12 protein-coding genes and 1 pseudogene are annotated in these 14,857 nt (G+C 69.7%); 6 read left to right on the top strand and 7 right to left on the bottom strand.

Going from position 1 to position 14,857, the window contains the following annotated elements; genetic code table 11:
• Positions 1-3: 3 nt before the first annotated feature.
• From C9I47_RS10570 to C9I47_RS10580, 3 genes are all read right to left on the bottom strand, one after another.
• Positions 4-1,206 carry an argininosuccinate synthase gene (locus tag C9I47_RS10570; RefSeq protein ID WP_111266707.1) on the bottom strand — a complete coding sequence of 401 codons (1,203 nt, stop codon included), beginning with the start codon at positions 1,204-1,206 and terminating at the stop codon, positions 4-6.
• Between the two features lie 64 nt (positions 1,207-1,270).
• Entirely contained in the window at positions 1,271-2,275 is a 1,005-nt protein-coding gene (locus C9I47_RS10575) for an N-acetylornithine carbamoyltransferase (RefSeq protein ID WP_111266708.1), read from the bottom strand.
• A 306-nt stretch (positions 2,276-2,581) separates the two neighbouring features.
• A complete protein-coding gene (locus C9I47_RS10580; RefSeq protein ID WP_223250097.1) occupies positions 2,582-3,049 on the bottom strand; it encodes a hypothetical protein in 468 nt (155 codons plus the stop codon).
• A gap of 201 nt (positions 3,050-3,250) precedes the next feature.
• Between C9I47_RS10580 and cysS the strand changes: the two genes are divergently transcribed.
• The 3 genes from cysS to C9I47_RS10595 all read left to right on the top strand — a co-directional run bounded on the left by cysS (position 3,251) and on the right by C9I47_RS10595 (position 6,561).
• The gene (gene cysS / locus C9I47_RS10585) at positions 3,251-4,624 is read left to right on the top strand and encodes a cysteine--tRNA ligase (RefSeq protein WP_111266709.1); all 1,374 of its coding nucleotides are present in this window, start codon (positions 3,251-3,253) and stop codon (positions 4,622-4,624) included.
• A gap of 258 nt (positions 4,625-4,882) precedes the next feature.
• A complete protein-coding gene (locus C9I47_RS10590) occupies positions 4,883-5,326 on the top strand; it encodes a SufE family protein (RefSeq protein WP_223250098.1) in 444 nt (147 codons plus the stop codon).
• A complete protein-coding gene (locus C9I47_RS10595; RefSeq protein ID WP_111266711.1) occupies positions 5,323-6,561 on the top strand; it encodes an MFS transporter in 1,239 nt (412 codons plus the stop codon). Before C9I47_RS10590 ends, C9I47_RS10595 begins: the two co-directional genes overlap by 4 nt.
• 170 nt (positions 6,562-6,731) lie before the next feature.
• Here C9I47_RS10595 and dksA read toward each other — a convergent pair whose 3' ends face one another.
• The gene (gene dksA / locus C9I47_RS10600) at positions 6,732-7,925 is read right to left on the bottom strand and encodes an RNA polymerase-binding protein DksA (protein ID WP_111266712.1); all 1,194 of its coding nucleotides are present in this window, start codon (positions 7,923-7,925) and stop codon (positions 6,732-6,734) included.
• A 109-nt stretch (positions 7,926-8,034) separates the two neighbouring features.
• Here dksA and yidD point away from each other — a divergent pair, with 109 nt between their 5' ends.
• From yidD to C9I47_RS10615, 3 genes and pseudogenes are all read left to right on the top strand, one after another.
• Positions 8,035-8,319, top strand: coding sequence for a membrane protein insertion efficiency factor YidD (gene yidD, locus C9I47_RS10605; protein ID WP_111266713.1), 285 nt, complete (start codon positions 8,035-8,037; stop codon positions 8,317-8,319).
• Positions 8,295-9,665: a dihydroorotase gene (locus C9I47_RS10610; protein ID WP_111266714.1), complete on the top strand. Its 1,371-nt coding sequence runs from the start codon at positions 8,295-8,297 to the stop codon at positions 9,663-9,665. Before yidD ends, C9I47_RS10610 begins: the two co-directional genes overlap by 25 nt.
• Before the next feature lie 155 nt (positions 9,666-9,820).
• Positions 9,821-10,576: pseudogene (locus C9I47_RS10615) on the top strand (M23 family metallopeptidase); the annotation flags it as partial.
• Positions 10,577-11,046: 470 nt separating this feature from the next.
• Here the strand turns inward: C9I47_RS10615 and C9I47_RS10620 are convergent.
• From C9I47_RS10620 to folE2, 3 genes are all read right to left on the bottom strand, one after another.
• Positions 11,047-12,006, bottom strand: a complete 960-nt coding sequence (locus tag C9I47_RS10620; RefSeq protein ID WP_111266716.1) for a C40 family peptidase — start codon at positions 12,004-12,006, stop codon at positions 11,047-11,049.
• Between the two features lie 84 nt (positions 12,007-12,090).
• Positions 12,091-13,737: a sensor domain-containing diguanylate cyclase gene (locus C9I47_RS10625; RefSeq protein ID WP_111266717.1), complete on the bottom strand. Its 1,647-nt coding sequence runs from the start codon at positions 13,735-13,737 to the stop codon at positions 12,091-12,093.
• A gap of 145 nt (positions 13,738-13,882) precedes the next feature.
• Positions 13,883-14,812 carry a GTP cyclohydrolase FolE2 gene (gene folE2, locus C9I47_RS10630; protein ID WP_111266718.1) on the bottom strand — a complete coding sequence of 310 codons (930 nt, stop codon included), beginning with the start codon at positions 14,810-14,812 and terminating at the stop codon, positions 13,883-13,885.
• Positions 14,813-14,857 lie beyond the last annotated feature (45 nt).

Raw genomic sequence — 14,857 nt, forward strand, 5'->3', positions numbered from 1 at the left:
TCCTCAGCCCTTGTCGCCGCGGTTGATCTCGGCCCACAGCGTGCTGCTCATGCCGAACAGCTTGATGAAGCCCTCGGCCTCGGCCACGCCCCAGTCGGCCGCCTGCGCATAGGTCGCGCCGCGGGCATTGAGGATCCGGTCGGACTCGATCGAGACCGCGTCGACCGTGCCGCCGCTGGTCTCCAGGGTGACCTCGCCGTCGACGGTCGCCTGGCTCGACGCCAGGAAGGCCTCCAGGTCGGTCTTCAGCGGATCGTGGAAGAAACCCTCATAGACCAGCTCGACCCATTTGCGCGCGACCTCCGGCTTGAAGCGGTTCTGCTGCTTGCTCAGCACCGCCTCCTCCAGCGCGCGGTGCGCGGTCAGCAGCGCGATCAGACCCGGCGCTTCGTAGACGATGCGTCCCTTCAGGCCGATCGTGGTGTCGCCGGTGTACAGGCCGCGACCGACGCCGTACTGCGCGAACAGACCGTTGAGCCTGGCCAGCATGGCGTGGCCGGCGATGCGCTCGCCGTCCAGCGCGACCGCCTCGCCGTTCTCGAAGCGGATCTTCACCCGCAGCGGCGCGGCCGGCCACTCGGCGCGCGGCCGGCACCAGCCGCGCGCGCCCTCACCCGGGGCCTGCCAGCGGTCGATCTCGCCGCCGGACAGGGTCACGCCCAGCAGGTTCTCGTTGATGGTGTAGGCCTTCTGCTTGGCGCGCACGCCGAAGCCGCGGTCCTCCAGGTACTTCTGTTCGTAGGCCCGGACCTCGGTGTGCTCCTTCTGGATCTCGCGGATCGGGGCGACGATCTCGTAGTCGCCCAGCGCCTTGACCGCGAGGTCGAAACGGACCTGGTCGTTGCCCATGCCGGTGCAGCCGTGGGCGATCGCGCGGGTACCCAGCTCGGCGCAACGCGCCAGCGCGGCCTCGACGATCAGATAGCGATCGGACACCAGCAGCGGGTACTGGCCCTGGTAGCCCTCGCCCGCCCATACGAACGGCTTGACGAAGCCCGACCAGATCGCCGGACCGCCGTCGACGGTCAGGTGCGAGGCCACGCCCAGCTCGGCGGCGCGCTGCTCGATGAACGCGCGCTCCTCGGCGTCGACGCCGCCGGTGTCGGCGAACACGGTGTGGACGTTCCAGCCGCGTTCCTGCAGGTAGGGGACGCAGAAGCTGGTGTCGAGGCCGCCGGAGAAGGCGAGAACGATGTCCTTGCTCATGGGATTGGGGGTTCCGGGAAGTCGTGGAGGAAAGAAGAAAGGGGACGGGAAGTGAGCGACCGGATCAGCCGCCGATCAGCGCGGCCATGATCGCCTTCTGCACGTGCAGGCGGTTCTCGGCCTCGTCGATCGCGATGCAGTTGGGCGAGTCCATCACCGCGTCGGTCGCCTTGACGTTGCGGCGCAGCGGCAGGCAGTGCGAGAACACGCCATTGTTGGTCAGCGCCATCTTCGCCTCGTCGACGATGAAGTGCTTGTACTGGTCGCGGATCGGCTTCTCCGGCGCCCAGTTGCCGAAGTACGGCAGCGCCCCCCAGCTCTTGGCGTAGACCACGTCGGCGCCGGCATAGGCGCTGTCAATGTCATGGCTGACGGTCAGCGAACCGCCGTTCTCGGCGACATTGCGACGGCCCCAGTCCATGTAGCGCTCGTCGAGCACGTACTCGGGGGTCGGGCACAGCAGGGTCACGTCCATCCCCAGGCGGGTGGCGATGGTCAGCGCCGAGTTGGCGACCGCGGTATTGAGCGGCTTGGGGTGGTAGGTCCAGGTCAGCACGTACTTCCTGCCACGCAGGTCGCGGGTGCCGAAGTGCTCCTGCAACGCCAGCGCATGGGCCAGCTCCTGGCACGGATGGGTGATCGTCTCCATGTTGATCACCGGCACCGGCGAGTACTTTGCGAAGCTCCTGAGGACGATGTCCTCGCGGTCGCGGGCCCAGTCGACGAACCTGGGGAAGGCGCGCACGCCGATCAGGTCGACGTAGCGACCGAGCACCTTCGCCACCTCGGCGATGTGCTCCTCCGCGTCGCCGTCCATCACCGTGCCGAGGTCGAACTCGATCGGCCACGCGTCCTTGCCCGGCTGCAGCACGATCGCATGGCCGCCGAGCTGGAACGCGCCCAGTTCGAAGCTGGTGCGGGTGCGCATCGAGGGGTTGAAGAACACCAGGGCGATCGAGCGGCCCTTGAGCTGGTCGCCCAGCTTGCTGCGCTTGAACTCGGTCGCCTGCAGCAGCAAGGCGTCGAGGTCGGGACGGGACCAGTCCTGGGTATTCAGGAAATGCTTCATCACGGATTCCAAGGCGGGGTACCTGTCGCGGTACCGGGAGGGTTTGCCGGGCCCAGAAAGCAAAAAAGCCCAGCATCGAGGCTGGGCTTTTCATGTGTCATCCGCGTGATGCGGATGCTCCATGGAAACAGGCGATGTCGCCTACCCAGCCAGTCGTGGCGGGTACGGTCGGCGCGCGCGCGAGGTCATGCCCGCCGCCATCCAGGCGGAGGTCAGGATTTCGGCGTCGGCGTAGGTCGCGTTCATCAGGGGGCGAATGCTCGCACGGCGCGCGCGCGGGCGCAAGCGCGCCCGCGGCGGCGGGAATCAGCGGTCATTGGCGACCGGCACCACCGGGGTGATCGAGACCCGGATCCGCAGCCGGTTGCCGGGGTCGTCGCGCAGCCGCGAGCGGTACTTGGCGCCCTTGTAGAGGTAGTCGACATCGTAGGCGATCGGGCGATGGAACTCGCGTTCGACCGCCACCGAGCGGCATTCCACCGGCTCGTCCTCCTCGCGGCCGCTGTTGCGGGTCAGCGCGTCCTTGACCGCGCCGACCATCCGCGACAGCCGCGAATCGCTCTCGCTGGGGGGACGCGGCGACTGGTCGCACTCCTCCTCCATGCGGGTCGCGGTGAGGGTCTGGTAGACCGGCGTCACCCGCAGCACCTGCGCATAGTCGTAGCGCACGTTCTCCGCCTGCACGACCACGCTGTCCTGCGCGCGCGCAGCCGGCAAGGCGGCCACGAGCACGGCGATCAACAGCAGGCGCGACGACAACAGGGTTCGGGGCATCTCGCGGGGGCGGTCGGGGCTACCGTGAAATTGTATGTGCAGACCCCGCGGATGGCATGAACCCCGGCTGTCGTCGGTCTCGCCGGCCCGGGGCGTCGCAACCGCGACCGGCGACCTCATCGCTCCAGCCCGCGGCACCGCCGCCCTACCCCTGATCCGCCAACTCCCCCTAGAATGCCTGCAAACATCGTTTCGTCTTCCATGAGCCTCCATCTCTACAACAGCCTGACCCGGCGGGTCGAAGCCTTCAAGCCGGCCGATCCGGCGCGCACCACGATGTACGTGTGCGGCCCGACCGTCTACAACTACGTCCATATCGGCAACGCGCGCGGGCCGGTCGTGTTCGGCGTGCTCGCCGACCTGTTGCGGCGGCGCTTCGGCGCCCTCGCCTATGCCCGCAACATCACCGACATCGACGACAAGATCAATGCCTCGGCGTCGGAACAGGGCGTGCCGATCTCGGTGATCACCGAGCGCTTCACCGCCGCCTACCGCGAGGACATGGCCGCGCTCGGCGTTGCCGCGCCGGACCTGGAGCCGGCCGCGACCGCGCACATCGGCGAGATCATCGCGATGATCCAGCGCCTGGTCGAGGCCGGCCACGCCTACGCCGCCGAGGGCCACGTGCTGTTCGCGGTCGACAGCTTCGACCGTTACGGCAAGCTGTCCGGACGCGATCCCGACGAGATGCTGGCCGGTGCCCGCATCGAGGTCGCCCCTTACAAGAGGGGCGCCGGCGACTTCGTGCTGTGGAAGCCCTCCAGCGACGACCTGCCCGGCTGGGACTCGCCGTGGGGTCGCGGCCGCCCCGGCTGGCACATCGAGTGCTCGGCGATGGCCGCCGCCCACCTGGGCGAGACCATCGACATCCACGCCGGCGGCGTCGATCTGCAGTTCCCGCACCACGAGAACGAGGTCGCGCAGAGCGAGTGCGCGCACGGCGGCCGCACCTTCGCCCGCTTCTGGCTGCACAACGGCATGCTCAACTTCGACGGCGCGAAGATGTCGAAGTCGGTCGGCAACATCGCCCGCGTCCACGATCTGGTGCGCGCGCACCCGCCCGAAGCGCTGCGCTACGCGCTGCTGTCGGCGCACTACCGCGGCCCGCTGGACTGGTCGGACGGCCTGATCGAGCAGAGCGTGCGCACCCTCGACCGGCTCTACGGCACCCTGCGCGACCTCGCCGACGTCGATGCCGACGCGCGCATTCCGGATGCGATCGAGGCGGCGCTGGACGACGACCTCAACACCCCGCAGGCGCTGGCCGAGCTGGCCGGGATCGCCGGCGAGGCGCGCAAGGCCGGCGATGCCGCCGAACGTGCGCGGCTGAAGTCGGAGCTGCTCGGCGCCGGCCTGGCGCTGGGCCTGCTGCAGCAGGACCCGGCCACCTGGTTCGCGCGTGGCGCCTCCGGCGAGGACGACGCCCGCATCCAGGCCCTGGTCGACGAGCGCGTCGCCGCCAAGCAGGCGCGCGATTTCGCCCGCGCCGACGCGATCCGCGACCAGCTCGCCGCCGAAGGCATCGTGCTGGAAGACACGCCGCAGGGCGTGCGCTGGGTCAGGAAGGTCGCCTGACGCACCAGCGCCGCTCCTACGAAATGCGGTACGACATGGCCCCGCCCTCCCCTGAGTGAGGGGGCGATTCCCATCGCAGATGCGAATGGGGGTGCGGCAGCGCAACGGCGGGGCCCAAGGTTTGCGCAGCAAACTTTGGGGATTCCCGGGCGCAGCCCGGGGATCGTGGCGTACGCCGCTCCTACGGCGGGGGCATGGCCCACCCGCCTCATCGGCCGTTGCCGGCAACGGCGTAGAATCGAACATGTGATGAATGCCGTGACTGCTCCCGTATCCCCGTTTCCGCTCGAGCCCAGCGCCGCCGACGCGCAGGCCGCGATCCGCGACGAATTCGCCTTCTTCGGCGACTGGTCCGAGCGCTACCAGTACCTGATCGACCTCGGCCGCAAGCTGCCTGGGCTGCCGGAGGCGTGGAAGACCGACGCGCACCGCCTGCACGGCTGCCAGTCGATGGTCTGGATCGTTCCCGAGGGCGATGCCTCGCGGCTGGACTTCCACGCCATCAGCGACTCGGCGATCGTCTCGGGCCTGATCTACCTGGCCCTGCGCGTGTACTCGGGCCGCAGCGCCGCCGAGATCGCCGCGACCGATGCCGACTACATCGCCGACATCGGTCTGGCCAGGCACCTGTCGCCGACCCGCAGCAACGGCCTGGCCTCGCTGCTGGCCTTCATCCGCGCCGAGGCCGCCAGGCATCTGTGAGCGCGCCCGCGCCCACCACCTGGGCGCTGCTGCGCAACCCCGGCTTCTCGGGACTGCTGGCCTACCGCCTGCTGACGATGCTGTCCTACCAGATCGTCGCGGTGACGGTCGGCTGGCACATCTACCAGATCACCCGCGACGCGCTTTCCCTCGGCCTGATCGGACTGGCCGAGGTGGTGCCGTTCATCGCGATGGCGCTGTTCGCCGGCTACGCGGTCGATCACCTGCCGCGACGCAAGGTCGGCATGTTCGCCTGTATCGGGCTGGTGCTCACCACCCTGTGGTTGGCGGCGGTCGCCGCCGGCACCCTGCCCTCGTTCGGGACCGCCGCCATCTACGCCGCGATCGCGCTCAACGGCGTGGTGCGCGCGTTCCTGCGACCGGTCTACGCCTCGCTGTTCGCGCGCGTGCTCAAGCGCCAGCACTTCGGCAAGGGCGCCGGGATCGGCAGCGTGGTGATGCAGACCGGCCTGGTCGCGGGCCCGGCGCTGGGCGGCGCGCTGATCGCCTTCGGCGGCATCACCGCTTCGTACCTGGTCGCCGCCGCGCTGGCGGCGGTCGCCGCGGTCGCGATACGCCTGTTGCGGGTCACCGAACCGGCGCTGCCGGCCGAACGCGGACCGGTACTGCGCAGCATCGGCGAGGGCCTGCGCTTCGTGTTCGGCAACCAGGTGGTACTCGGCGCACAGGCCCTGGACATGTTCTCGGTGCTGTTCGGCGGCGCGGTCGCGCTGCTGCCGGCGTTCGTCACCGAGGTGTTCGCGCAGGGGCCGGAGGCGCTCGGGATCCTGCGTGGCGCGCCGGCGGCCGGCGCCCTGCTGATGGCGGTCTGGCTGGCGCGCAATCCACCCGAACGCCACGCCGGGCGCCTGCTGCTGGCGGCAGTGGCCGGCTTCGGGCTGTGCATCATCGGCTTCGCCATCGCCCGCGAGTTCTGGATGGCGGCGGCGCTGCTGGCCCTGTCCGGGGCCTGCGACAGCGTCTCGGTGGTGCTGCGCACGACGATCCTGCAGTTGGCCACCCCCGATCACATGCGCGGGCGGGTCGCCGCGATCAACGGCATCTTCGTCGGTTCGTCGAACGAACTGGGCGCGTTCGAGTCCGGCGTCGCCGCGCGCCTGCTCGGTCTGGTGCCTTCGGTGATTTTCGGCGGCTGCATGACCGTCGCGATCACCGCCACGACCGCCCGGCTGGCACCGAAGCTCCGTCGGCTGGACCTGCGCGAGCTGCATTAGCCGCAGCGGCGCCGCTGCCGACATCCCTCCGGGCGCACCGACGCTGGCGCGGCGATCCGGAGGGTGGCTGGAGCATGTCGGCACGGACCACGAAAAAGCCCGGCCGAGGCCGGGCTTTGCGCCCCGTCGGGGCGTCGGCGACCGGCGTCGTGCCGGTTCGCGGAGGGCGATCAGTCGCCCATCTGCTTCTGCAGGTGCTCCCAGCGCTCCTGCGCATCGATCGTGCGCTCGGCGGTCAGGCGCGCCTCGAGACGCTCCAGACCGATCTCCTCGCCGGTGTCGAGGCAGTAACCGTAGTCGCCGCTGTCGACCCGCTTGAGGGTGCTGTCGATCTTGCTGATCAGTTTGCGATAGCGGTCACGGGTCCGCAGCTCGAGCGAGTTCTCGGTCTCGCGGGTCGCACGCTCGGCCTCGTCGCCGACATCGCGGACCTCTTCCTTCAGGTTCTCGATGGTCTGCTTGGACTCTTCGACCAGGTCGGCGCGCCACTGCAGCAGGCGCTGGCGGAAGTACTCCAGTTGCAGCGCGCTCATGTACTCCTCGTCGGGACCGGGCTTGTAGCCTTCCGGCAGGATCGGGCGTCCGGTCGCGGAATCGGTCTCGTGGGGCACGACCTTGAACTTGCTCTTCGGCGCCGGCGCCTGCGGACGCGCCGCCACCGCCACCGCCACCTTGCCGGCGGCGCGCTTGGCGACCACCTTGGACGGGGCCGGCGCCTCGGCCTTCGCCGGCGCGGTCCTGGTCGCCGGACGGGCCGCCGGCTTCTTCACCACGCTGGTACGGACCGGGGCCTTGGCCTCAGCGGGGCTGGCCTTCTTGGCGACGGCTTTCTGGGCTACGACTTTCTTGGTCACTGTCTTCTTGGTCACTGCGGGTTTGGCTGCTGTGGACTTGGCGGCGGGCTTCTTGGCGACGGCGGGCTTGACCGCCTTCCTGGCCGCCTTCTTGACCGCCGGCTTGGCGACCGGCGTCTTGGCGGCCACCTTCTTGGGCGCCGGCTTCTTGGCGACGGCCTTCTTGGTCGGCGCTTTCTTCGTCACGGGCTTCTTGGCCGCAGCCCTCTTCGCCGGCGCCTTCTTCGTCACCGCCTTCTTCGCCACCGGCTTGGCGGCAGGCTTTTTCGCTACGGGCTTTTTCGCCGCCGGCTTCTTCACCGCCACCTTCTTGGCTGCGGCCTTCTTCACGGCGGGCTTCTTGGCGGCGGCTTTCTTCACGGCAACCTTTTTCACGGGAGTCTTCTTGGCCGACGACTTGCCCGCCACGGCCTTCTTGGCGGCCTTCTTCGGCACAGCCTTCTTGGCGACGGGCTTGGCGACCTTCTTGGCCGGCTTGGCGGCCTTTGCTGGTTTCTTTTTCACTGCCACGGGCGACTTGTCCTTCTGGTTCCCTTGTGACGGGAAAGCGCGCTGTTATACCCTGCCACGGCTACCGCGGCAACCGCGCCCCCTGCGGATTTCCGCCATCCTACACGCCGTGATCGATCGTCTCTTCATCGCCCTTTTACGCTTCTACAAACGGTGGATAAGTCCGCTGCTGGGGCCCCGTTGCCGCTTCTACCCCAGTTGCTCGGACTATGCGATGCAGTCGATCGCGCGCTTCGGGACGCTGAAGGGCAGCTGGCTGGCCGCTCGTCGGCTCGCCCGTTGCCACCCACTGAACCCGGGCGGATTCGACCCGGTGCCCCCCGCGCCCGGCCAGGACGCCCTCTCAGACACGAATCCGGAGCCGCCTACATGCCGACATCCCCATCGACACTGATAGTAAACGCCCGCCTGGTGAACGAAGGCCGTGAGCTGGAGGGCGATCTGCGCATTGCCGACGGCCGCATCGCCGAAATCGGGACCGGGCTCTCATCCCATTCCGGCGAGCAGGTCGTCGATGCCGGCGGCCGGCGCCTGCTGCCGGGGATGATCGACGACCAGGTCCACTTCCGCGAACCGGGCATGGAATACAAGGCCGACATGGCGACCGAGTCGGCGGCCGCGGTCGCCGGCGGCCTGACCAGCTTCATGGACATGCCCAACACCACCCCGCCGACCCTCGATGCGGCCGCGCTGGAGAACAAGTACCAGCGGGCCAGCGGCCGCGCCTGGGGCAACTTCGGCTTCTACATGGGCGCCAGCAACGACAATCTGGAAGCGATCCGCAGCCTCGACCCGCTGACCGCGCCCGGAGTGAAGGTGTTCATGGGCGCCTCGACCGGCAACATGCTGGTCGACGACCCGGACACCCTCGACGCGATCTTCCGCGACGTGCCGACCCCGATCATCACCCATTGCGAAGACACCCCGATGATCGAGGCCGAAACCGCCCGCTACAAGGCGAAGTACGGCGACGACATCCCCGCCGCCTGCCACCCTGACATCCGCTCGCGCGAGGCCTGCATCAAGTCGACCCGGCTGGCGCTGGAGCTGGCGCGCCGCCATGGCACCCGCCTGCACGTGCTGCACATCTCCACCGCCGACGAGCTGGCGCTGTTCGAGGCCGGCCCGCTGGTCCGCGCCGACGGCAGCCGCAAGCAGATCACCGCCGAGACCTGCATCCACTTCCTGCGCTTCGACCGCCGCGACTACGAGGCCCTCGGCCACCTGATCAAGTGCAACCCGGCGATCAAGGACCCGTCCGACCGCGAAGCGCTGATCCGCGCGGTGGCCGGCGACATCATCGACGTGCTCGCCACCGACCACGCGCCGCATACCCTGGAGGAGAAGCACAACCCCTACGTGCGCGCGCCCAGCGGCCTGCCGCTGGTGCAGTTCGCCCTGGTGGCGGCACTGGAGCTGGTCCACGAGGGCCACATGGACACCGCCCGGGTCGTGCAGAAGTTCGCCCACGCGCCGGCGCAGCTGTTCGACGTGGCCGAGCGCGGCTTCCTGCGCGAGGGGTATTTCGCCGACCTGGTCCTGATCGACGACGCTCCCGCCGATGGCGCCCCGTTCATCGTCGAGCGCTCGCAGGTGCTGTCCAAGTGCGGCTGGTCGCCGTTCGAGGGCCGCGGCTTCCGTTCGCGGATCGCCTCGACCTGGGTCAACGGCGTCCAGGCCTGGGACGGCCAGCGCCTGGTCGGAGCCCCCAACGGCCAGCGCCTGGCCTTCAGCCGATGACCGGCACTTCCAGGTCCGTCGGCCTCGGCCGGATTTCCGCCCTGCTCCTGCTGTCGGCCTGCACCGGCCAGCCCTCCGGCGCGAACGCCGCACCCGCGACCCAGGCCGAGCGGCCGCCCTCGCTGCCACCGGTGGCGCGTCCGCATACGCGGCCGACCGGGGTCACCTTCCTGCCGACCTCGGTTCCCCAGGGCGCGCTGGTGGTCGGCCTGACCGACCCGGCGGCCCGGGTCGAGTACGACGGCCGCACCCTCAGGGTTTCGCCGCAGGGGCGCTTCGCGTTCGGCATCGCCCGCGACGCCAGCGGCACCGCCCAGGTCCGCATCACCCAGGCCAACGGTCAGACCCTGGTGCAACGCGTCGCGATCACCCCGCGCGACTGGCCGATCGAACGGGTCAATGGCGTACCGCCGAAGACGGTCAACCCGCCGCGGGCGATCGCCGAGCGCATCGCCCGCGAACAGGCCGAGGTGACCGAAGCGCGCCGCCGCGACGACGACCGCGCCGACTTCGCGCAGGACTTCATCTGGCCGGTGCAGGGCCGGATCAGCGGCCGCTTCGGCAACCAGCGCGTCTACAACGGCACTCCGAAGTCGCCGCACTCGGGGATGGACATCGCCGCCCCCAACGGCACCCCGGTCAAGGCCCCCGCCGGCGGCGTGGTGACCTATGCCAATCCGGACATGTACCTGACCGGCGGCACCGTGCTGATCGACCATGGCCACGGCATCAGCTCGAACTTCCTGCACCTGTCGCGACTGGACGTGAAGGTCGGCGACCGGGTCGAACAGGGCCAGGTGATCGCCGCGGTCGGCGCGACCGGACGCGCGACGGGGCCGCATCTGCATTGGGGGATGAACTGGTTCACCACCCGCATCGACCCTTTGTTGCTGGTCGAGCACGGACCGTAACCCTCCCATCGTTCGCCATCACCACGCGCGGCGGCGCGTTCGTCATCGCTGCCGTGCCGGGGTCCACCTTGGCACGGTTTACCACCCGCATCGACCCTTTGTTGCTGGTCGAGCACGGGCAGTAACCCTTCCCCCGCTCCTACGGCATCGCCGCGTGTGACCCAGCCCCCTGAGTCAGGGGGCGATTCGCGCGTAGCGCGAATGGGGGTGTGGAAGTGCAACGGCGGGGCCCAAGGCTTGCGAAGCAAATTTTGGGGATTCCCGGGCGCAGCCCGGGAGTCGCGGCTCACGCAGCTCCTACAACGCTCCTGCGAACGCGGTAACCTGGGCGATGAACCCTCCCATCATCCCGTCGCCGTCACCCACGTCCGTACTCCCCGGAGGAATCGTAGGAGCGGCGTAGGCCGCGATGAAGCCTTCCCATCAAACCCATCGCGGCCTACGCACTTCATGGATCGGCGGCGTCGCCCTCAGCCGTGCCAGTCGGGCGCCTGCATCAGCCGGCCCAGCGGCCGGTGGCAGGGGGTGCGCGCCAGGTCGCCGGGGCTGACCCCTTTCGGATTGATCGCCGCGAACGGCAGCACCGCCTCCGGCAGGCCCATCAGGGCCGAGCGCGCGGCGACCTTGAACTGTTCCGGCACCTGGTCGTTCACGCCCAGCCGGGCCCTCACCTCGGCCGCCATCGCCGCCAGTTCGGCATCGGCGACCTCGCCGAACAGGCGCTCCAGATCGGCCGGTGGCGCGGCCTCGCTCAATGCGCCGACCGGCAACATCCGCGCCTTGCGCTGCGGCCGCATCAGCGACCAGACCTCGGCGACCAGCCTGCCGATGTCGCCGGTGTACGGCGCCGGTGGATCCAGCGGCGGCACCACGACGATCTCGGGGGCCAGCCGCCCCTTCGGCGTCGCCGCGTTCTCGGCGAAGCTGCGATAGACGAATTCGCTGCAGGTCATCCGCTGCGCGTCGTCGTCCAGCAGGCTGTCGAAGGCCACCCGCAGCACCCATCGCAACCATGACGGCGCATTCGGGAACGCCTTCCCGCGCACCGCGACGACGATGCCGATCATCGCCAGCTCGCTGGTCGCATACGGCAGGCCGAGCAGGCCGGCCGCGTGCTCGATCACCCGCGAGCGGTCCTCGATGGACAACGGATTGCGATCGTAGGCGACCGGACGGAAGGCATCGACCAGGAACACCGGACTGCCCTCGCCCAGCCGCGAAGCCAGTGGCGTCGCCACCACCCCGTGGGTGACCGATTCGTACAACTGACCGTCCTCGGCCATCACCGCGCTGTGGCTGTACACGCTGTCGCAGGCCCAGGCGATCAGCGTCGACAGCTCGCTGCGGCCCCGCATCAGCAATACGTCGCCAGGCTCGACGACCTCCGGACCGACCGGATGGACCGGCTGCGCGCGCGCATCTAGATTCATCGTAGTGCCCCCCTGAAGGCCACTGCTGGGTGAATGTCGCTTCTTCAGCTGTCGACGCGGTTCTCCGCGTCCACCGGCCAGCGCTCAGGCACGGGCGCCGCGCTCGCGGAGCATGGGCCTGATATGGCCGATGACACGATCGCGGCCGGCCGACTTGCTCGCATACAGCGCGGCGTCGGCCCGCTCGAGCAATTGCCCGGGCGACTCGCCGGGCTGCAACTCTGCAACACCGAGGCTGAGGGTCACGTCAACGACCGCGCCATCGACCGCGATCGGACGGCTGTTCACCGCCGAGCGCAGGTTCTCGGCGACCCCGACCGCCTCCCTCAGCCCGGTGCATGGCAACAACACCACCATCTCGTCGCCGCCGTAGCGACCGATCTGGTCGTAGGTGCGCAGACGATTGCGCACGCGCAGCGAGACGATGCGGATGCATTCGTCGCCGACCCTGTGCCCGTGGGTGTCGTTGATCCGCTTGAAGTGGTCGATGTCGAAGAACACCAGCGAGAACGGCATGCCCGACTTGTGGGCCTCGTCGACCCCGGCCTTGAGCAGGTCCTCGATCACCGGTCTGGAGCTGGCTCCGGTCAGGGCGTCGTAGGAGGCCATGTGGCTGGCCTGGTCGCGATCGCGCCGCAGCTCGTGCATCTTGTCGGCCAATCCCACGGTAATGATCAGCCCGGCCACCGCGAACCCGGCCGGATAGGCGTACGCCAGCCAGTAGGGGCCGTCCCACACCCCCAGCAACTGCAGCACCCGCATGGTGACCAGGGTCATCAATGGCAGCCAGGAGATCAGCACGAAGCGCGCTGCCCGCTGCCCGCGCACCGAGCCCGAGACGCTGGCGAACAACACCAGCAGTACCGAAGCGAGGATCACCAGGTTGCCGACCAGGGCCACGTAGGGCGACAGGCTGAACACCGCCAGCGCCGCCAACAGCAGGGCCACCCCGCTGCAGGCCTGCAGCGCACGCAGCAGCCGCGGCTGCCGCAGCCGCAGTTCCAGGAAATGGCCGAGGAAGCCGTTGCTGGTCGCCAGCGCCAGGAACCCGAACACGCGACCGGCCCGGGGGTCGCCGGACAGCAACCCGGCCAGTCCCGGGAAGATCCGCAGATCGCCGCCCAGGGTCGCCAGGTACAGCACCTGGCACAACAGGGTGACCATCAGATAGGCGTAGGCGCGCTCGCCGATACCGGCCCAGAAGCCCAGTGCGAGCACCGCCAGCACCAGCATCGTCGACAGGATCACCGCCCGCCAGCCGGCATAGGCCAGATCCCGGCGGTGGCTCCAGGCCGCCGACTCCACCGAGACCCCGATCGTGATCGGGGTGGGCGCGTGCAGGCGGACATCGACATGCTGGCCGCGCTCGAGCCCCTGCGGCAGCGGAATGAAGAAGGCGCGCGCCGAGTGGGCCAGGTCGGCATCGGCACCCATCAGCGCCCGCCGCAGCGGTGCGCGGTCGCCGGGACGCCAGGCCTCGACCCGGCTCAGGTACGGAAAATGCAGGACCAGCAGCGGGTCGGATGAAGCGGGGATCGCCTCCAGCGCGGTGATCCGCCACCAGTGCACTCCGGTCTCGCGCTCGGACAGCGCCCGCCCGTCGCCGAGCGGTACGAAATCCGCGTCGAAATCGCCCGCCAGTATCCGTGCCGGTACCGGGTCGCCGTCGAGGCGGGACACGTCGAGGGCCTGCGCGCGCCCTTCGGCCGCGACAGCCAGCAACAGCAGCAATGCGAATGCCTGCCACCCCCGACGCAAGGACTTCCCCCCGGATCGTCCGCCACGTACCGCCCGAGCATAGCCGATCAGCGCATCGGCAGCGCGCGGCGGGGGTATCGCGGGGGGGATGAGCGCCCGACGAAGGGGCGGCTGGAGGCTAGCGGGGACCGGAACCGCTGACCCGGGCGACGGCGTCGTGCGGGTGCAGGCTCTCGAAGTGCGCGACCTCGGCCTCGAAGCGCTCCACGTGCGGGTCGTGCGCGAGCACCGAGACGACCCGCCGCGCGGCGTCCTCGCAGAACATCAGGTTGGCCGCGTTCAGTGCGGCGAAGGCCTGCTCGTCCTGGCGCTTGACTGCGGTCTGGACCGGTGTCGCCAGGCGCTGTTCGAGCGCGTCGATCATCGCCGCCAGCGGCAGCTCCTCGAACTGCGGCCGCAGCTGCAGGCGCACGCTGGCGCGGCTGCGCTGGGCGTGCGGGGTCGCCGCCAGGCCGCGCTCGGAGGCCAGCCAGTCGCCGACCACCGAGGTCGAGATCGGGCGCGCGTCGGCGAAATCGGCGACGAAACGCTCGGCATTGAGCTGCCGCGACAGCGCCGCCGAGGCCGGACAGGTGCTGGAGTACTCGACCGAGAACGCCAGCGACAGCCGCAGGTGACCGTCCTCGAGCAGGGCCTCGATCTCGACCGGATAGCGCTTCCAGCCGGCATTGCCGCTGGCCAGTGCCGGCCGCAGCAGCATCTGGTCGTAGCGCAGCACCAGCCGCGCCGACGAGGACAGCCCTTCCTGCGAGTCGACCAGCGACTGCAGCACCCGGCGCAATCCCGCCGGCGTCACCGCCTCGCTGGCGAAGGCATCCTGCAGGCGCAGGTACAGGCGCGACATGTGGATGCCGCGCGCATCGGCGTCGTCCAGGCTGACCGCGACATCGACCGAGGCGGCGACCTGGACCGGCTCACCGCCCGGCGTGGCCACCCGCAGCGGCAGCGCGATGTGCGACATGCCGACCCATTCCAGCGTGCGGGCCTCGGCGGCGGCCTCGAAGGCTACGTCGGGGAGCTGTCGGGTCTGGCTGCTTGGAGGAGTCACGGTGGGGCCTGGATTCGGTGCGGGGACGTCGTTCACCCGGTCGGA

The sequence above is a fragment of the Marilutibacter maris genome (genome assembly GCF_003233695.1).
Classification (GTDB): Bacteria; Pseudomonadota; Gammaproteobacteria; order Xanthomonadales; family Xanthomonadaceae; genus Marilutibacter; species Marilutibacter maris.

Bases quoted from the DNA above. Each gene is read 5' to 3' on its own strand.
- C9I47_RS10570 (WP_111266707.1), bottom strand. From the start codon at position 1,206: ATGAGCAAGGACATCGTTCTCGCCTTCTCCGGCGGCCTCGACACCAGC.
- C9I47_RS10575 (WP_111266708.1), bottom strand. From the start codon at position 2,275: ATGAAGCATTTCCTGAATACCCAGGACTGGTCCCGTCCCGACCTCGAC.
- C9I47_RS10580 (WP_223250097.1), bottom strand. From the start codon at position 3,049: ATGCCCCGAACCCTGTTGTCGTCGCGCCTGCTGTTGATCGCCGTGCTC.
- cysS (WP_111266709.1), top strand. From the start codon at position 3,251: ATGAGCCTCCATCTCTACAACAGCCTGACCCGGCGGGTCGAAGCCTTC.
- C9I47_RS10610 (WP_111266714.1), top strand. From the start codon at position 8,295: ATGCCGACATCCCCATCGACACTGATAGTAAACGCCCGCCTGGTGAAC.
- C9I47_RS10620 (WP_111266716.1), bottom strand. From the start codon at position 12,006: ATGAATCTAGATGCGCGCGCGCAGCCGGTCCATCCGGTCGGTCCGGAG.